The sequence below is a fragment of the Mucilaginibacter sp. RCC_168 genome (assembly GCF_041355315.1).
Taxonomy (GTDB): Bacteria; Bacteroidota; Bacteroidia; order Sphingobacteriales; family Sphingobacteriaceae; genus Mucilaginibacter.
Genome location: NZ_JBFUPN010000001.1, coordinates 79,179 through 97,505, shown reverse-complemented (window position 1 = coordinate 97,505; position 18,327 = coordinate 79,179). Strand labels below are relative to the sequence as shown.

At 41.8% G+C, this 18,327-nt stretch carries 15 protein-coding genes; 8 read left to right on the top strand and 7 right to left on the bottom strand.

Annotated elements, in window-relative coordinates; genetic code table 11:
* Nucleotides 1-82: 82 nt before the first annotated feature.
* Nucleotides 83-340, top strand: coding sequence for a hypothetical protein (locus AB6735_RS00425; protein ID WP_370993827.1), 258 nt, complete (start codon nucleotides 83-85; stop codon nucleotides 338-340).
* Nucleotides 341-595: 255 nt separating this feature from the next.
* On the opposite strand, the gene AB6735_RS00420 is transcribed toward AB6735_RS00425, so the two are convergent.
* Nucleotides 596-2,389: a DUF885 domain-containing protein gene (locus tag AB6735_RS00420; RefSeq protein WP_370993825.1), complete on the bottom strand. Its 1,794-nt coding sequence runs from the start codon at nucleotides 2,387-2,389 to the stop codon at nucleotides 596-598.
* A gap of 272 nt (nucleotides 2,390-2,661) precedes the next feature.
* On the opposite strand from AB6735_RS00420, the gene AB6735_RS00415 reads away from it, so the two are divergent.
* Nucleotides 2,662-3,141: a DinB family protein gene (locus AB6735_RS00415; RefSeq protein WP_370993824.1), complete on the top strand. Its 480-nt coding sequence runs from the start codon at nucleotides 2,662-2,664 to the stop codon at nucleotides 3,139-3,141.
* A 418-nt stretch (nucleotides 3,142-3,559) separates the two neighbouring features.
* Here the strand turns inward: AB6735_RS00415 and AB6735_RS00410 are convergent, their stop codons facing one another.
* A complete protein-coding gene (locus tag AB6735_RS00410; protein WP_370993822.1) occupies nucleotides 3,560-4,879 on the bottom strand; it encodes a serine aminopeptidase domain-containing protein in 1,320 nt (439 codons plus the stop codon).
* 268 nt (nucleotides 4,880-5,147) lie between these two features.
* On the opposite strand from AB6735_RS00410, the gene AB6735_RS00405 reads away from it, so the two are divergent.
* Nucleotides 5,148-7,601 (top strand): outer membrane beta-barrel protein, encoded by a 2,454-nt coding sequence (locus AB6735_RS00405; RefSeq protein WP_370993821.1) that lies wholly within the window; start codon nucleotides 5,148-5,150, stop codon nucleotides 7,599-7,601.
* A 3-nt stretch (nucleotides 7,602-7,604) separates the two neighbouring features.
* Here the strand turns inward: AB6735_RS00405 and AB6735_RS00400 are convergent, their stop codons facing one another.
* The 3 genes from AB6735_RS00400 to AB6735_RS00390 form a co-directional block, all read right to left on the bottom strand.
* Nucleotides 7,605-7,820, bottom strand: a complete 216-nt coding sequence (locus AB6735_RS00400) for a KTSC domain-containing protein (protein WP_370993819.1) — start codon at nucleotides 7,818-7,820, stop codon at nucleotides 7,605-7,607.
* Nucleotides 7,821-7,879: 59 nt separating this feature from the next.
* The gene (locus AB6735_RS00395; protein WP_370993817.1) at nucleotides 7,880-8,260 is read right to left on the bottom strand and encodes a DUF1634 domain-containing protein; all 381 of its coding nucleotides are present in this window, start codon (nucleotides 8,258-8,260) and stop codon (nucleotides 7,880-7,882) included.
* A gap of 111 nt (nucleotides 8,261-8,371) precedes the next feature.
* The gene (locus tag AB6735_RS00390; protein ID WP_370994048.1) at nucleotides 8,372-9,208 is read right to left on the bottom strand and encodes a sulfite exporter TauE/SafE family protein; all 837 of its coding nucleotides are present in this window, start codon (nucleotides 9,206-9,208) and stop codon (nucleotides 8,372-8,374) included.
* Nucleotides 9,209-9,399: 191 nt separating this feature from the next.
* On the opposite strand from AB6735_RS00390, the gene AB6735_RS00385 reads away from it, so the two are divergent.
* From AB6735_RS00385 to AB6735_RS00370, 4 genes are all read left to right on the top strand, one after another.
* A complete protein-coding gene (locus AB6735_RS00385) occupies nucleotides 9,400-11,244 on the top strand; it encodes a UbiD family decarboxylase (RefSeq protein WP_370993816.1) in 1,845 nt (614 codons plus the stop codon).
* 140 nt (nucleotides 11,245-11,384) lie between these two features.
* The gene (locus AB6735_RS00380) at nucleotides 11,385-12,080 is read left to right on the top strand and encodes a hypothetical protein (RefSeq protein WP_370993814.1); all 696 of its coding nucleotides are present in this window, start codon (nucleotides 11,385-11,387) and stop codon (nucleotides 12,078-12,080) included.
* 152 nt (nucleotides 12,081-12,232) lie between these two features.
* Nucleotides 12,233-13,612 (top strand): M16 family metallopeptidase, encoded by a 1,380-nt coding sequence (locus AB6735_RS00375; protein WP_370993813.1) that lies wholly within the window; start codon nucleotides 12,233-12,235, stop codon nucleotides 13,610-13,612.
* A 14-nt stretch (nucleotides 13,613-13,626) separates the two neighbouring features.
* Nucleotides 13,627-14,964, top strand: coding sequence for a M16 family metallopeptidase (locus AB6735_RS00370; protein WP_370993812.1), 1,338 nt, complete (start codon nucleotides 13,627-13,629; stop codon nucleotides 14,962-14,964).
* Nucleotides 14,965-15,079: 115 nt separating this feature from the next.
* Here the strand turns inward: AB6735_RS00370 and AB6735_RS00365 are convergent, their stop codons facing one another.
* The gene (locus AB6735_RS00365; RefSeq protein WP_370993811.1) at nucleotides 15,080-15,661 is read right to left on the bottom strand and encodes a hypothetical protein; all 582 of its coding nucleotides are present in this window, start codon (nucleotides 15,659-15,661) and stop codon (nucleotides 15,080-15,082) included.
* A 350-nt stretch (nucleotides 15,662-16,011) separates the two neighbouring features.
* Nucleotides 16,012-17,493, bottom strand: a complete 1,482-nt coding sequence (locus tag AB6735_RS00360; RefSeq protein ID WP_370993810.1) for a glycine--tRNA ligase — start codon at nucleotides 17,491-17,493, stop codon at nucleotides 16,012-16,014.
* 149 nt (nucleotides 17,494-17,642) lie between these two features.
* Here AB6735_RS00360 and AB6735_RS00355 point away from each other — a divergent pair, with 149 nt between their 5' ends.
* A complete protein-coding gene (locus AB6735_RS00355; RefSeq protein WP_370993809.1) occupies nucleotides 17,643-18,308 on the top strand; it encodes a flavodoxin reductase in 666 nt (221 codons plus the stop codon).
* Nucleotides 18,309-18,327: the final 19 nt, after the last annotated feature.

Sequence of the window (18,327 nt, the reverse complement as noted above, 5' to 3'; positions counted from 1 at the left end):
TAAAAGTAATTTCGTTAACTTTATAGTAATCAATGCTCTTTATATTTCATTAGTATATTTTAACAACGGAAAGGGGGTTTTTATGTTACAGCAAATAGCATTTATACCACAGCACCAGTTTCATGTGTTGATCAATTTTAAGGATGATGAACGCATTGTAGCCGTTTTACCAAATGAAGCAGGACGATTCCGCGTGGTTGATCAGGGTAAAGTTATTGCAGAAGTTGATCTGGACAATAGCAAGCACAATGTGGTTTGCTGCCAGGGTAAACTGGAAGATAATGTATTAGCCCAACTGGAGTATCAGATTATACATCATTACGAAAATCATTACGCATAGTAAAGCATAAAAGAATTTGATAGTTCATGGGTGATGGCTTATGGTTCATAGTCCATGAGTTTTTATTATTCATGGGCTATCTCTTTTTTTGGCGGGGTAGTCCGGAAGTCGGAAAGTCAGGAAGTCCGAAAGTGTTGAAAAGCTCGGAAGTTTTGAGAGTTTTCTCATCTTCCGAGTTTTTTGATTTTCGAGCTCATGTAATTGCAAGGTTTTTCTCTTTTCCGACTTCCTGACTTTCCGTCTTCCCGACTAAAATCAATTCTTACTCGCCGCGGGTTTGGCCAGCATGGCCTCCTTGATAAACTTAATAGGCGCGCCGCCGTAGCTTAAAAGTTTCTCGTTAAAGTCTTTCAGTTTATATTTATCTCCCATTTTTATCTTGTAGGCATCGCGCAGGTCAATGATCTCCTTGTAGCCGGTATAGTAGCTGGTTAGCTGCACACTGCTCACACTTACCCTTTTCCATTTACCTTCAGCTTCGGCCTGTTGCTGAAACGCTTCTGCGGTTAATAGTTTGATGGCCTGATCTCTGGTCATGTCGCCGCTATGCACACTGTAATCCAGTATGGTGTTACAAACCGAGCGCAGGTTCCATTTATACCACATCAGCCTCATTTCCGGTTCGTTGTTGCCATAGCCGTTATCCAGCATCATCTCTTCGGAGTATACCGCCCAACCTTCATTTAAAGGACCATTGCTAAATACCGATTTGATAATGCTGGGTGCTTTATTGGCATAAACACCCTGTACATAATGCCCCGGCACAGCCTCATGGATGCATAATATCTGGAGGATATACTGGTTATACTCGCGCAGGTAGCTTTCGGCCTTTTCGGGACTCCAGCCAGCCAGGCTGCCTACATTAAAATAAGAATTGCCATTTTTATCATATGGGCCAGGGCCGCTCATGGAAGCGCCTGCTACGCCGGCCATATAGCCCGGCTCTTTACGGATAATAAGCGGTTTGGTAGGATCGAGCGTTACCAGGTCTTTGGTTTTTACAAAATCTTTTAACTTGGGGATCAGCTGTACAATGGCCGACTGAAATTCATCCGGCTTCACGTGTTTGGCCGATAAGGTATCAATCATAGCTCTGATGAGGGTTAGCGTATCGCCAGGCATGGCTTTACTGCCAAAATATTTAGGCCACAGGTCGCGGCTTATTTTAGCCATTTGACCGTGTACGTATTTTTTGCGCTGTATAGCCGCGTTAAAGGTTTGCTGCGCATTGCTGGCCGATACATTTTCGTACTTAAATTTATCTTCATACAGATCTTTTCCCAAACGGAAATTGCGTGGGTGATCATTTTTCAAAGCCTTGAGCCAATCGGCATAACCTTTAATGGCTTGTACAGCAAGCGCGGCTCTATCGGTCATTTGTTTTTTTTCAGCCTTGGGAATGTCGGTCTTTTTGAGCGAATCGTCAAAATCCTTTTCAATCACGCTTAGTCCGCCCAGGTTTTGGTCAATGGCCAGCGTGGTAAGCTCGGTAACCGGGTTTTTAATTTGTTTCTGGGCTTCTTTGTAATAGGCGGGTACATTAGCCAGGCGCTGATAAAAGTTGCGCAAACGTTTGGTAAGAGGTGCATAATGCTCATTAAGCATATAAGCAAAGGTGCCAATAACATTATAAGTAGCCGGATTCCACTCGTGTGATTTCAGGCGTTCAATTTGCCATTGGGTGTAATCCAGTTGGTTTTGCATTATTTTATAATCAATCCGGTTGCTTTCATTAAGCGTGTTCACCTCAAAACGACTCAAAGAATCTATCTGGAATTTAACAAACTCCAGCATTTTGCTCCGGCTTTGCTCGCTGGGAATGTACAATAAGCTATCGTACTTATGATAGCCTACAGAAGTTGCCCAGTCGGGGTTCAGTTTCCATAAATGCTCCAGGAAGGAGTTTTCATAAGTAATAAAAGCCGCGTCGTCCTTACCTAATAGCGCGCCGCTGCCACCGCCGCCCATATCTTTTTTACAGCCGGTAAAGGCAACAAGGAAAACAATAACGGCCAGGGCCAGCCTTACGAATATATTTTTGATGATCACGGGATAAAATGATTTAATAATGCAGGATAAACTTAAAACATTTAAGGCATATAAATCAAACCATAGATTAATTTGTTACTTTTCCTGGAACAAAGATTTTTGGAACAAGGAGCAAAGACTTTTGGACTTTTGGAACAAGGACAGAAAGAGCAAAGAACAAAGACTACAGGAATAAAGAAATCCTTGCTCCTTGTTCCAAAAATCCTTGCTCTAAAAAGAAATTCCTGTTCCCCCAATCACTAATTCACTAATTCAATAATTCAGTAATTATAATGAACGCAACAGATAAAGAACACCAGATATTAATTGATGAACTGCTGCATCTGCTGAACGGGGGCAATGCCCATGCCGACCTGAAACGTGCGCTGAAAGATTTACCCACCGATTTGAGAGGAGCCAAACCCGATAAACTGCCTTATAGTATTTGGCAACTGGTGGAGCATATCCGTATTGCGCAATGGGATATGCTGGAGTTTAGTAAGGATAGCAGCCATGAGTCGCCCAACTGGCCCAATGATTACTGGCCCAAAGAAACAGCGCCGCAAAGCGATGAAGCCTGGAACCAATCGGTAAAACAAATAGAACTTGACCGGGAGGAACTGGCCGGCTTAATAAAAAACGGTGATCTGTATAGTAAAATACCACATGGCGATGGGCAAACTATCCTGCGGGAGGCTTTACAGGTTGCCGATCATAACGCTTATCATGTGGCCGAAATTATTATGATCAGAAGGCTGCTTGGCGCATGGTGAAGCCCCTAACCCCCTGAAGGGGGAACTGGAATATCGAATTATGCATGTTGAATATCGAATGATGAAGTAGGAGAGATGAAAATGGATCTTCGATGTTAGGCATTCGAAATTCATTATTCGATATTATTGAGATTTCTGCCTCTTCTCAAATTTATAAACAAACAGCCCGGCTCTCTTTTATTGGAGAACCGGGCTGTTTGTTTAAGAGCAAAAACCGGGTCAAGAACAGGCGGTTTTGTAATTAGTTATTTAATACTTTTTAAAGTTTTTAAAACACATCAAAACCGTGTTTGAATTTGTTAAAAAGTGTTAAAATTGATGTTTTGGATCAATTTTCAAGCGTTTTTTTGCCTGTTTTTGTTTCGAAATTGTTAAAATTTAAGGTTTAGAAAGTTTTGGTGCCGATTACTTTAACATTTTACTTCTGCTTATTTAAAAAGCTAATGAGGGCTGTTACAAATTCGGGTTTCAGGGGCAGTTCTGGCTCGTTGTAAGTAGCTGTGTTTTTTTCCTTATCGGCCGGGGCATCTTTCAGCACGTGGTTCATTCCCGGGATAATGTCCAGTACAGCGTCTGATTTGGCTTTTTTTAGTTTTTCGGCATCGGCCACGGTTACCTGTAAATCGGTTGTCCCCTGAACAATCAGGATAGGTATTTTTATCTTTTTGATCTCACGGATAGGGTTATACCTAAACCACGACATCAAGTATTTCTGTATGCTTGGCCGGGCATACGGATAAAGGGAAGGGTCGATATTGTCAGTTGTTTTGCCTCTTTTCAAACTATCCAGCATGCGATTAAAGCCATCGGATATCAGGGCGCCTTTTGATTTCATCTGCTCGGTCATGATCTTATCGGCCGAGTCGCCTGCTCCGGCTACAGAAATAAAAGCTTTGACAGGCTGGCCGTTAGCTGCCATCATGCCTACTAATGATCCTTCGCTATGACCCAGGATAATGATCTTTGAAAAACGCTGATCGTCGTTGAGCATGTTGATCAAGCCTACGGCATCATCAACATAATCCTCAAAGCGTAGCTCATTCTCTTTGGTCGAGCTTACACTTTGGCCAACCAGGCGTTTATCATAACGCAGGGAGGCAAAACCGTTCTTACCCAGTTCATTTGCAATCATTTTATAGGCGTTACAAGTTAAACCCAGCTTTGGACTGTTGCCGTCGCGGTCTGTTGGGCCCGAGCCGGCTATAATCAACACAACCGGTATTTTATCGGCAGCGTTTTTTGGCATAGCCAATGTGCCTGAAATAGAGCCCGAAAAAGTTTTTAGCGTTACCGGCGATTCTGTTACAGATGGGTCGGTAGGTAAAGTTGGAGTTGATGTTACCTTAGCGGTTTCAGTAGCAGGGGCCTGATAGGGCTTTAAAAGCAAACCGGTAAACTGGGTTTGTGAATTTACGGAAAGGTTCAACAAAAAGGTGCCTTTCTGAAAAGTAGCTTTATAATAGGCCAGCGGCGCTTCATACTTAACAAAATCGGCATCGGTAAGGTTGCCAAGCTGTGATTTTAACTGCAGGGTAGTAGCCTTAAACTGCTCTGCGGGCAAAGCTGTCTTCATTTCGGAGCTAAACATACTAAATATGCTATCAGGCTGACCGGCGTTGTACAACCGTTTAAACTTGCTTAAGGCAATGGCATAATTAGCGGGTGCCGGCTGGGCCGCCGCTATAGTACCGATCGTAAAAAAACAAATGATCAGGATAAAAAAGCTTACTTTCTTCATGTTTATGGTAATCAAAACAGTATGGTGGTCTGGTGGGTCGAAATTAAATAAAAATTGATTGTTTTTAACTTATTAGGTACAGATGTTCACCTAAAAAAGATATTGCTTGCAGGTTTGTTACTAAATTATAAAAATTAAGATATCAGCAACATTTATTATTTAAGTATCGTAAAATCGCCAATAAGTAATTTATATGATTTAATATATTTTACTATATTGCAGTACAATATCAGGTCTCGGTTATAGGAAATTTCTACACTACTTATTAATGAAGGTTTTATTTGGAGGCTTGTTCTCGATATTTTTGATCGGGATATGTTTTTTTTCTTTCGCGCAAACAAAACCTTCGGCAATACTGGGCAAAGTTCTGATGGAAAACAAGGACGCCGCCGAGGCTGCTACCGTTGTTTTATTGAAAGCTGCCGATTCATCAGTGGTACGGTCCGCCCTGGCGGATGCAGCAGGTAAGTTTGGATTCGCTAATATCTCCCCGGATACCTATCTGCTTTTAGCCACCAGCATAGGTTGTAGTAAAGTTTATTCCAGCTCATACAAAGTATTAGAAGGGCAAAATATTGTAGCCGAAAATATAGTTTTAAAGCGGATAAGCAATCAGCTGCAAGAGGTTAAAGTGGTTGCTAAAAAACCTTATATCGAAGTAAAACCTGGTAAGATAGTTCTGAACGTTCAGAATAGCCTCACCGCCGAAGGAAACTCAGCCTATGATATCCTCCGGCAGTCGCCTGGCGTACATGTAAACAGCACTAATGAAACCCTGATGATCAGCGGCAGACAAGCCGCTTTGATAACTATTGATGGCAAACCGACCAACTTAACCGGCGATGATCTGGTAAATTTGTTGCGCAGCATGCAAAGCAGTACTATTGACCAAATAGAGATGATTACCAGCACATCGGCAAAATATGATGCCTCAGGAGGTGGTGTTATCAATATCATTTCCAAAAAAGGAACCAATATTGGCACCAACGGCACTATTAACCTGGGTGGCGGATACGGCAAATATTACAAAAGCCGGGCAGGTATCACTTTTAACAACCGCAGTGCCAAGCTTAATATTTTTGGCAATTATACCTTTGATGATAATAAAACCAGCAGGTACCTTAACACTAACCGGAATATTATTTATAACAATGTTTTAAGTAATTATAATGTTGATTATAATAATATCCAGAAAACTCAAAATCATAATTTTAGATTTGGGGCTGATTATGCGATATCGTCCAAACAAACCATAGGCGTGCTGGTGAGCGGGATTGTACGGAAAGATCATTTTTTGAAGAATAATGATTTAAAAATATCTAACCAAAAGCAGCTCGACTCGGTGATCATTGCCCAATCGGCACTTGACAGGGGGAATAGTTTTATAAATTACAATATCAATTATAATAATACGCTGGATAAGAGCGGCAAAAAATTGTCGGCCGATGTGAATTATTCAACTTATCATCGTCACTCAAACGAGTATATAACCAATAATTTTTATACCCCAGCCGGCGTAAAATATCGTGATTCGCTGCAGCTGGAAAATCTTTCTCCTTCTGATATCCATATATGGACAGCGAAGATGGATTATGTGAACCCGATTTCAAAAACCTCCAGATTGGAGGCTGGTGTAAAATATAATCATGTTCAAAGTGATAATAATTTAATATTTGGCCCGCTGATAAATAATGCCTATCAAGCCGATCCAAATTATACCAACCGTTTTATCTATACCGAAATTGTGAGCGCGGCGTATTTAAATTATGTGGGTAAAATAGGAAAGTTTGATATAACCGCCGGCTTAAGGGCCGAAAAAACAAACACCACAGGTACTTCGATACCAATGGATCAAACCAATAGAGTGACCAATAAAAATGACTATTTTAACCTGTTTCCGCAAATGCAGGTTAGTTATGAGCTGGATAAGAAAAATGCGCTGAACCTAAGCTATAACCGGGGTATCGAACGGCCGGATTATCAGTCTATCAATCCGTTTTTATCCTATACCGACCTGTACGATTATAATTCAGGTAATCCTAAACTAAAGCCGGATTATACTAATTCCATACAATTAGCACATACCTATAACGATAAATTTATAACCACTTTGTATTATAATATAACCAATGATGCGTATGACTTCCCGATATATGAGCAAAACGATTCGTCAAAAGTTAATATAACAACAAAGCGGAATTTTGGCAGGATATTCGTTTACGGTCTAACATTTTATGCCCCTGTTCAATTTAATAACTGGTGGGGTGGTAGTTTTAACTTAGAAGCCATGTATCAGCGTTATAAAGCCTATGCCATATATGGTAATTTCAACCGGGGAATGCAGGATATTATTTTTAATACTTCGCAGGAATTTAAGATGAGCAGTACTATTACGGCAGAACTGTCGGGCATGTATGAAACGCCGACACTTTATGGTATAAATGAGCTTAAGCAACAATACAGGGTAAACGCGGGCATAGGGAAACAGGTATTAAACAAACGTGGTAATTTAAAACTAAGCGTTATTGATATTTTTAACAGCGACAAATTTCGATATAAGGTACAGTATCAAAATGTTGATTTTACCGCTATCGATAAAAGGGAAACCCGCAGGGTGATGATTAACTTTACTTACCGTTTCGGTAAAACCTCTGTTAAATCGGCCAGTAAGCATAATACCGGCAGCGATGATGAACAACGTCGTACGGGTAATAGCAACTAACCGCTATCTGACACGTAATTCTGGATATTTACCTTTAATTTTAGTGACGAAGTAATTGCCCAGGGAGTCAGCATTGATGAATTTTTGATAGGCGGTCATCGGAAATCCGAAATACTGCCATACACCACCGCTGTCCCTAAACTCTACTTCTAAAATTTTAGCTGAGGGATCATAGCCCAGGCTATTTAATGCTGTTGATTCAACTACATGCCGTTGCATAATATATAATAATATATGCAGGCGGAAAAAAGTTTTAATTAATTGTTGTTTGTACAATATTAACCGGCATGGCCGCTAAGCATGCTGGCCAAAATAATGAGCAGAACCAATAAGGTAATACCTGTATACAGGTAGTCTTTTTCGAGTACAAAACCTATGGCCGAAAATATTACCCTGATAATAGGAGTAGCAATCAGTAAAATAATACCCGCCTGTATAATAGCCCGGCCCCTAAAGGTAATGATGCCGTTAAGTATACCCCGGGTGTTATGTACAAAATCGGGCACCCCTTTAAATGTACGGTAATCCGCAGGAATTTGGCCATGCCTGTAAAGATATATGATACCCCCGATGAAAATAATACTCATAGACAGGAGCACACCTACGCGTAATATCCAGCCGATGACGGCCTGCATGTCGGTATCTCTAAACTTGCTCATTTGTTCATTTGTGTCATTAGTTCATCGGTATCACTTGTTCATTAGTATCATTGGTAATTCATGGTATTTTACTTATCCGGTTATTAAAGACCAATGAACCAATAAACTAAATTATATTTTCCCCATTAGCCCGTTATATATCATCTGCACGGCCAAAAAGCTTACCACAACCGCAAACACCCAGCGTAACCAGCCCGATGAGTTGGTGTGCACCAATATTTTTGATCCGCTTAAAGCGCCCAATAGTACGCCAATAGCTACAGGCATTGACAGACCCGGATCAATGTACCCGCGCTGTAAATAAACAACGGCACTTGCGGCGGCTGTAACGCCTATCATAAAATTACTGGTAGTGGTTGATACTTTAAAAGGTATGCGCATGATGGTATCCATAGCCAATACTTTTAAAGCTCCCGAGCCTATACCCAACAGTCCCGATATTACCCCCGCAAAACACATCATAAAAAAGCCGCCGCCTACATTTTTTACGGTATAGTTTACGGGGCCATCAGCTGTAGGAAAGCTGCTGTTGAGCTTCAGCTTTTCTGCCAGCAGGTTCTTTTCCTGGTTTATCAATTCGGCTTTTTTGCGTAAGGACATAATGGCCGATGTGATCAGAATAATACCGAACAGGATAGCGATAAAGTTGGTGGGGATATAAACCGCAATCAATGCGCCAACCATAGCCCCGGCTGTTGTGGCAATTTCCAGAAACATGCCCAACCTGATGTTGGTGATACCCTCTTTAACATAAGCCGCGGCCGAACCGGACGAAGTGGCGATTACCGATACCAGTGAAGCGCCAATAGCGTAATGTATATCAACATGAAGCACCAGGGTAAGCAGCGGAATAATAACAAAGCCGCCACCCAAGCCGGTTAATGAACCTAATAAACCCGCGAAATACGCGCCGATAAAAAGGATAAGCGTTAATACAATTACCGACATCATTTGCAGCCAACTTGAATTGCGAAAGTAGCAAAAAAATGTTCATTGGTGGGTTAGTTCATTGGTTCATTAGTGTTATTGTTCATTGGTATCAAGTTTGATAAGGTTTCTTGGTCTATAAAAGAGACCAATGAACTAATGAGCCAATGAACCAGGTGGACGAATAAATCAATTATTGCTACTTTCGTAGCATGGGTTACAAAAGTTTACAGGCCTGTATTGCCGATCTGGAGAAAAATGGTCACCTGGTACGTATTAAGGAGGAAGTTGATCCGTATTTGCAAATGGCAGCTATCCATTTGCGGGTATTCGAAAATCAGGGGCCGGCCGTACTGTTTGAAAAAGTAAAAGGCAGTAAGTTCCCGGCAGTATCCAATTTATTCGGCACGCTTGAACGCTCTAAGTTTATATTCCGGGATACGCTGGAGAAGATCAAAACCCTGGTCGAGCTCAAGAACGACCCTTTAAAAGCCATCAAACATCCATTTCAATATACCAACGTGGCCCTTACCGCTTTATCGGCCCTGCCCATGAAAAAACGCGCCGGGGCGCCCGTTAATTTCGGTCGCTGCAAAATAAATGATATCCCCCAGATAGTGAACTGGCCTATGGATGGCGGCCCCTTTGTAACCATGCCACAGGTATATACCGAAGACCCGGATAAGCCGGGGATCATGAATGCCAACCTGGGTATGTACCGCATACAGCTGGCCGGTAACGATTATATCCTTAATGAGGAGATCGGGTTACATTATCAGATCCATCGGGGTATAGGTGTGCATCAAACCAAAGCTAACGCAAAAGGACAACCTTTAAAAGTAAGTATATTTATAGGTGGCCCGCCATCGCACCCTGTAGCCGCGGTGATGCCGCTGCCCGAAGGATTATCAGAAATGACTTTTGCGGGTGCCCTGGGCAACCGCCGGTTCCGTTATTTTTATGATGATGAAGGTTTCTGTATCTCATCAGATGCCGATTTCGTGATCACCGGAACGGTAATGCCCCATGACAACAAACCTGAAGGTCCTTTTGGCGACCATCTGGGTTATTACAGCCTGGTTCATCCATTCCCATTGCTCAAGGTTCACAACGTATATCACCGTAAGGACGCGATATGGTCATTCACAGTTGTAGGGCGCCCTCCGCAGGAGGATACCAGTTTTGGGGCATTGATCCATGAGATCAGCGGTGCAGCTATTCCAAAAGAAATACCTGGTCTGCACGCCGTTAATGCCGTTGATGCTGCTGGTGTGCACCCACTATTATTTGCTATCGGCAGCGAGCGTTATACACCCTATATTAAGGAGCGCAAGCCACAGGAGATATTAACCATTGCCAATCATATCCTGGGTAAAAGCCAGTTAAGCCTGGCCAAATACCTGCTGATTGCCGCAAAGGAAGATAATCCCGCATTGGATGTCAATAATATCAATGCGTTTTTAAACCATATACTGCAGCGCATAGATCTAAGCCGCGATCTGCATTTTTATACCCGTACCACCATTGATACCCTGGATTATAGTGGCAGCGGATTAAACTCGGGCAGTAAAGTAGCCATCACCGTAGCCGGGGATATCAAACGCGAACTATGGACAGAGCTGCCATCCTGGTTTGATTTGCCAAGGCCCGTTAACAATTACAAAATGGCCATACCGGGCGTGTTGATGGTAGAAGTACCCAAACATGTAAACCATAAAGATATCGATAACATAGTAAGCATCATCGAATACAGGTTAAAAGAGGAGGAAGAAGAGCTTAGTGGCCTGCCCTTGATCGTCCTTTGTGATGACGTCGCTTTTGCAGCCGAAAATGTGAACAATTTTGTTTGGGTAACCTTTACCCGCAGCAATCCCTCGCATGATATCTATGGTATAGGCAGTTTCACCGAGCATAAACATTGGGGTTGCACAGGTCCGCTCATTATTGATGCCCGCATCAAACCACATCATGCCCCCGTGCTGGAAAAAGACCCCGAAGCAGAAAAACTAATTGATAAAATGGGTGAAAAAGGCGGGCCATTGTATGGAATTATTTAAGGTTTTTGGAGCAAAGAGCAATGACTAAAAAAAAACAGCAGTTGACAATCATGAAATCCCTTAATCCTAAAAATCATGATTCAGAAAAAAATCAGCGGAATCAACGTAATCACCAAAATCAACGGTTAACTTTGCCCCTTATGAAAAACACCCTGCTTTGTTTAATAATCGCGCTGGCCGCTTTTGGCTGTAAAAAACGAGACGTACCGCATTATACCATATCAAGAGTAGTTAAAAGTGATACCGCCAGTAAGCTTACTGTTAATATTGGCACGCGTTTAAGTCAGGCAGATCTGCTCAATATTGCCGCTAAAATTAAAGCAGACAGCTCAACATTGAATAATTTGCAACTTTGCTACATGTTGCCTGGGCATAATGATAAAAATACAGGGCCAGATAATTTTTACGCTATTGCCAAATACCCCAATGCTTCTGCAACCACTATGCAGGATACCCTGAAAGATCCAGAAGGTGCCGTGGTGCGCTTAAATATTAAAGGCTTATCCGCACAGGAAGCTAAACATTTACTGGAGCTCGACCCTAAAGAGATCCAGGGAAAAAATATCCTGGGAAAGTTTATCGATGATAATAATCAAACATTGATAGTTCCTTTTACAGAGGTCAACGATCCCAAAAAAGAAGTCTACATTATTGAATTTGATCGTACCGGGAAGGTGGTTTCCGCAACAGTGCCCATGCGTGAAAATAAGGATGGCATAGAAAAACTCATCGTGACCCACCGGGGCGACTATATCACTTTAAAAGACAGCATACTCACCCAATATTCCATTGACGATCTGGGCCTGCCCTACAACAGTATCAAGTCGGGTATTTAATATTTTCGGCTTAAAGCTGTTTAACTGGGGAATATATATGCGAAAGTCACTTTAAGATTAAGGCACAGTTAAAAGCACGGTTAAATATTGATAATCTTTACTTTTTGTAGATTTTACTGAATATATTTATAGGTATAAAATACATATAGTATATGACCCGAAACTTTACCAAAATTTTAGCACTTATTGTTGCTGGGGTTTTTAGCGTTTGCTGCGCGATTGCGCAACCCCGATTGCCGGAAGGTTATTTCTGGAAAAAACTTCCAAACGGCCTGGAAGTAGTAGTTATTGAAAACAGCAAGGTGCCGCTGGCTACCATTGAAATTGCTGTAAAAAACGGAGCCTATACCGAAGGTCCCGAATTTAGCGGTTTATCACACCTTTTTGAGCACATGTTTTTTAAGGCCAACAAGGATTATCCAAACCAGGAGGCCTTTTTAAAACGTACGCAACAACTGGGCGCCATTTGGAATGGTACTACGGATGTGGAACGGGTTAATTACTTCTTTACGTTTGACAGGGATAGCCTTAAAGCCGGCTTAAAATTTATGAACGCGGCCATCCGCTTCCCGATATACCGCGAGGAGGATATGAAAAAGGAACGTCCCGTTGTTGACGGCGAGTTTCAGCGTGCCGAGAGCGATCCGGGTTTCCAGCTTTGGTATGGTATCCAGCAAAAACTTTGGGGCGACCTGATCACCCGTAAAAATCCTATCGGGATCCATGAAGTGATCAATACCGCCACACCAGAGAAGATGATGGTGATTAAAGACAAATATTATTTCCCGAATAACAGTTTGGTAACTATCTGCGGTGATGTAAAGCATGAAGCCGCGTTTGCCCTGGCCGAAAGCATATTTGGCGATTGGGCCAGCAGTGGCTTTAATCCGCATGAGAAATATCCTATACCGCCATTTAAGCCCTTAACCAAAAGCGAGTATTTTATCAAAGAAAGTACTATAGCGCAAACACCTTATATGCAGCTTTCATGGCAGGGGCCTTCTTACTTAACCGATTCTGCTTCAACAATTGCTGCCGATGTGTTTTCGACCATCATAGGTTTAAACTCTTCTAAATTTCAACAATCACTGATCGATAAAGGACTGGCCAGCTCTGCTTCTTTGGGATATACTACCAGTCGGTTTGTGGGCCCTATTGATATTTTTGTGGTGCCCAATCCCGGTAAATTAAAAGAGTGCTATGATGAATTGCTTAGCCAGGTTAACCAGTGGGTAAAATCAGATTATTTTACCGATGAGCAGTTAAATGATGCCAAAGCTATTTTATTGAGAAACAGCATTCACCGGAAAGAAAAACCATCTACGCTGGCAAGCCAGATGAGTTACCAGTGGTGCAGCACCTCGCTTGATTATTATACCGACCTGGATAATAATTACCAGAAAGTAACCCGTGCCGATATTCAAAAATATGTGAGCACTTATATAGCAGGTAAACCATATGCAGCGGGTATTATTATAGCACCAGAGTTAAGTAAACAACAAAATGTAGCTTCATTTTTTGTAGCTAAGTAAATTAAAATCTTATCATGATGAAGAAATATGTATTCACCCTGCTGATTGCAGCGGCGATAGGAAATATAAAAACAGCACAGGCGCAAAATAAAGCTTACGAAACCACGGTTGATGGTGTAAAGGTAATTGTGCAGCCAAGCGGCAATGATATTGTAGAGATCCAAACTATTATAAAAGGTGGCGTGCAAAACTACAAAGCCGATAAAATGGGTATTGAAGCCATGGCCATGTCAGCGCTTACAGAATGCGGAACCATTAAACATGATAAAAACGCTTTTAAAGATCAGTTGGATAAAGTGAGCGCTACTGTTGATGGCAGCAGTAACAAAAATTACTCTATCATGCGGATGAACTGTATTAAAAGTGATTTTGACATCGTTTGGCCTTTGTATGTGGAGGCATTAACACAACCTCGTTTTGATGCTAAGGAGTTTGCCCGCATTAAACAGGATGCGATCAATAACATTAAACAGGCTGACTCTCAGCCGGATAACGCGATTGATAAATTAGCCAATAAAACGGCATTTGCTAATCGTGATTATGCGAAAGACCCGGCCGGTACGGTAGATATCGTATCTAAGTTAACTCCCGAAGAAACCAAGGCTTATTATCAGTCCATATTGACACGCTCGCGCCTGGTTATTGTGGTTGTGGCCGATCTGGATAAAGCAGTTATTGAATCAAAAGTAAAAGCGATGTTGGCTGGTATAAAACAAGGTCCTCCGTTTGAGTTTAAGAAATCATTTTTCCGTGTATACAAAAACTCATTCAACGCCGAATCACGCGATCTGGCTACCAACTATGTAGAAGGTATCACCAGCGGCCCACAGCCCGGCGCGCCTGATTTTGACGCGTTTAATGTGGCTATGCGGATATTTGCCAATCGCCATTTTTTAGATGTGCGTACTAATAATGGTTTATCATACGCGCCGCAGGCCTGGTTTAGTGTTGGACAAACATCTACAGCCAGGTTCTCGGTATCAACCACCCAACCTGATAAATATATAGCCGTGTTTGACAAATTGGTTGATAAGATAAAAACAGAAGGTTTTAAACCCGATGAAGTTGCCAATATGAAAATTACTTATCTTACAAGTTTTTATTATAAAAACGAAACCAATAGCGCACAGGCATTTTCTATGGCCTCTAACGAAGTGTTGTTTAACAACTGGAGAAGATCGTTAACCCTGGTTGATGATGTTAAAAAACTGACACCAGAGGAGGTGAGCGATGCTTTCCGTAAGTATATTAATAACATTGTTTGGGTTTATCAAGGCGATCCTAAAAAGGTGAACCAGGTATTATATATCAATGGTACCTTAAATAAAGGTGATAATCCGGTAAGTCATTAAGAATAAGTTTGGTGAATGGTGAGTGGTGAATGGTGAGTGGCGAATAGTGAGTAATGAAGAATACAAGATGTACAATATACAACTATTCACCACTCACTATTCACCACTCACCATTTTATTTTACGTCCCTTTTTACTTTGTTTAGGGTGCTTTGGCCTGGCAGGTAAATCTGGAAACCAAAATCTAAAGTCAGTTTGTTCTGATAGCCTAAGCTGCCAAAACCAGCTGTGCCGTTGTATTTCAGTAAGGTTTCTAAACCGATACTTGGCGTAATGAAATAGGCAAAGCCCGGGCCAAAGCTAAAGTCAAGGCCATTGGTTGAACCACCCGGGCCACTTGGATTGAAACCGCCAAGCCCAACAGTAGCTTCACCAAAAAAACGACCGTGTTTTAATACCTCAACATCAGATCCGGTGTAGTAACGGCCTAATGCACCTACTCCGTATCCAACATCCGTACCGGCTCCTTTAGCTGTAGCAAGATTTAATTTAGCATAGGCACCCAGGGCAACGTTGTCTTTAATAAACCATGCAGCTTTGGGTGTAATATCCATGGTGAAATTTTTAGAGCCGTTTAAGCCCAGGGAAAAGTTGCCGATATCGCCACCCATCAAAACATTTCCTTGCTGTATTTGCGCGCTTGCTGTAAAGGCGAATCCAATAAATGCCAATACGGCTAATAATGTAAACTTTTTCATAGTGCTGTTTTTTAAGTTTTTTAACTTCAGGTTGATTTTAATAAGAAATTATTAACAATAGCTGTGCCATTGGAAATATTTATACATAAAAACGCACCATTTTTGCTCGAAATATATTGATAATAAAGTGGTTATGTGATAGTTTAACCCTTTAATAGTGGAGTGGATTTACATTAATATGTATATTAATATAAATTGCGATGTATGTTAATAGATATACAGTTATTAAATAAGCAGGACGCATAATACTGTAGTTTACGTTTTGGAGAATAAATAAATAATGCAGTTTAATAACCACGAAAGCCCGCTCATGGGCGGGCTTTCGTGGTTATTAATAAATTAATAATATCTTATTTCAATAAATTTCTCCAGCTAACCAGGTCGCCGATGATCTTGTCAAGCTGGTCGGCAGGTACGCGTTCCTGCTCCATGCTGTCGCGGTGGCGGATGGTTACTGTGTTATCTTCCAGGGTCTGATGATCTACCGTGATACAGAAAGGTGTACCAATAGCATCCTGACGGCGGTAGCGTTTGCCAATAGCGTCTTTTTCCTCGTACTGTATGTTGAAGTCGATCTTCAGTTTATCCATGATCTCACGGGCTTTCTCTGGCAGACCATCTTTCTTGGTGAGTGGGAAAATAGCGGCTTTAACCGGTGCCAGGCAAGGGTGCAGGTGCAATACGGTACGGCTATCCTGTTTCTCTTCAGTGCTCAAATCTTCTTCCTCGTAGGCGTTGATCATCGTAAGCAGGAACATCCTGTCTAAGCCTATCGATGTTTCAATTACATAAGGTACATAATTACCATATGGTTTGCCAGTTTCAGGATCAACTTCAGGATCAAAATATTGCATTTTTTTGCCCGAGAATTTCTCATGTTGGCTCAGGTCAAAATCAGTACGGCTATGGATGCCTTCCACCTCTTTAAAGCCGAAGGGGAATTCGAACTCGATATCATAAGCGGCATCGGCATAATGAGCAAGCTTGGTATGCTCATGGTAACGGTATTTAGCGGCGTCGGTACCCAGGGCCAGGTGCCATTTCAGGCGTGTTTCTTTCCACTGGTTAAACCACTCCTTTTGTGTGCCAGGACGTACAAAATATTGCATTTCCATTTGCTCAAACTCACGCATGCGGATAATGAACTGGCGGGCAATCACCTCGTTACGGAAAGCTTTACCAATTTGAGCTATACCAAAGGGGATTTTCATCCTGCCCGATTTTTGTACGTTAAGGTAGTTTACAAATATACCCTGAGCGGTTTCCGGGCGCAGGTAAACTACATCAGCATCATCGGCAACAGCGCCCATCTGGGTACTGAACATCAGGTTAAACTGACGAACATCCGTCCAGTTGCGGGTACCACTTACCGGACACGCAATTTCATGCTCAATGATCAGCTCTTTCAAACGTGGCAGGTCTTCATTTTTAAGGGCCTCATCCATATCATGCTGTAACTGTTCAGCTTTGTCGGTTTTGCCATCCTTATCATAACGATCTATCTTATCTTCCAGCAACTGGTCGGCACGATAACGTTTTTTTGAATCTTTATTGTCGATCATCGGGTCGCTGAAACCATCAACGTGCCCGCTGGCTTTCCATATTTTAGGGTGCATAAATATGGCCGAATCAATACCCACAATGTTATCATTCATCTGCACCATAGCTTTCCACCAGTAGGTTTTGATGTTGTTCTTCAATTCGGCGCCAAACTGGCCGTAATCGTAAACAGCGCTCAGGCCATCATAAATCTCGCTTGAAGGGAAAACAAAGCCATATTCTTTGGCGTGCGATATAACATTTTTAAAAAGTTCGTCGGTTGATTTGCTCATAATAGCTGCAAAGATACAATTTAGGGAGAAAGCTGAAAGCGAAAGGTAAAAACCTTAAAATGATACGTATCAATTTGCTAAATTACTTGAATTAAAAACCAAAGCATCACTTATTTCATTATACTATTACCAATTAATTGACCATAGCTATGGAACAAATTGTTAGAATATTGGATATTCATAACGTTACCCACAACGTGAAACAGTTTATTGTAGAAAAGCCCGATGGTTTTACATTTACACCCGGGCAGGCAACAGAACTATCCATCAATCAACCGGCCTGGGAGAATCAGAAAAACCCGTTCACATTTACTTGCCTTACCGGTGAGCATTTCCTGGAATTCACCATTAAAATATACAGCGATCATCCCGGCGTTACTAATCACCTGGGCGAACTGGAAGTGGGCGACGAACTGATATTGCGCGAGGCCTGGGGCGCTATTGAATATAAAGGTCCGGGATATTTTATTGCCGGTGGCGCCGGTATTACGCCATTTATAGCCATATTGAGAAACCTTCATCAACAAGGCGCCATAGGCGATAACAAACTTTTCTTCTCAAACAAAACTGATCAGGATATTATCCTGGCCGATGAACTGAAAAGCATGCTGGGCGAAAACGCATTGTTTACCATAACCAATCAAAAAGATAGCGTGCACGATCAGCGCCGCATTAACGAAGATTTTTTGAAAGCAGAGATCAAAGATTTCAGCAAACACTTTTATGTTTGCGGCCCCGACCCCATGGTACAGGAAATAACCGGTATATTAGAAAAGTTAGGCGCCAAAGCCGATGCGCTTGTGTTTGAGAAATAGATTAAAGAGAGAGACAAGA

Bases quoted from the DNA above. Each gene is read 5' to 3' on its own strand.
- AB6735_RS00425 (WP_370993827.1), top strand. From the start codon at position 83: ATGTTACAGCAAATAGCATTTATACCACAGCACCAGTTTCATGTGTTG.
- AB6735_RS00415 (WP_370993824.1), top strand. From the start codon at position 2,662: ATGAACGCAACAGATAAAGAACACCAGATATTAATTGATGAACTGCTG.
- AB6735_RS00410 (WP_370993822.1), bottom strand. From the start codon at position 4,879: ATGAAGAAAGTAAGCTTTTTTATCCTGATCATTTGTTTTTTTACGATC.
- AB6735_RS00405 (WP_370993821.1), top strand. From the start codon at position 5,148: ATGAAGGTTTTATTTGGAGGCTTGTTCTCGATATTTTTGATCGGGATA.
- AB6735_RS00400 (WP_370993819.1), bottom strand. From the start codon at position 7,820: ATGCAACGGCATGTAGTTGAATCAACAGCATTAAATAGCCTGGGCTAT.
- AB6735_RS00395 (WP_370993817.1), bottom strand. From the start codon at position 8,260: ATGAGCAAGTTTAGAGATACCGACATGCAGGCCGTCATCGGCTGGATA.
- AB6735_RS00390 (WP_370994048.1), bottom strand. From the start codon at position 9,208: ATGTCGGTAATTGTATTAACGCTTATCCTTTTTATCGGCGCGTATTTC.
- AB6735_RS00385 (WP_370993816.1), top strand. From the start codon at position 9,400: ATGGGTTACAAAAGTTTACAGGCCTGTATTGCCGATCTGGAGAAAAAT.
- AB6735_RS00380 (WP_370993814.1), top strand. From the start codon at position 11,385: ATGAAAAACACCCTGCTTTGTTTAATAATCGCGCTGGCCGCTTTTGGC.
- AB6735_RS00375 (WP_370993813.1), top strand. From the start codon at position 12,233: ATGACCCGAAACTTTACCAAAATTTTAGCACTTATTGTTGCTGGGGTT.
- AB6735_RS00370 (WP_370993812.1), top strand. From the start codon at position 13,627: ATGATGAAGAAATATGTATTCACCCTGCTGATTGCAGCGGCGATAGGA.
- AB6735_RS00365 (WP_370993811.1), bottom strand. From the start codon at position 15,661: ATGAAAAAGTTTACATTATTAGCCGTATTGGCATTTATTGGATTCGCC.
- AB6735_RS00360 (WP_370993810.1), bottom strand. From the start codon at position 17,493: ATGAGCAAATCAACCGACGAACTTTTTAAAAATGTTATATCGCACGCC.
- AB6735_RS00355 (WP_370993809.1), top strand. From the start codon at position 17,643: ATGGAACAAATTGTTAGAATATTGGATATTCATAACGTTACCCACAAC.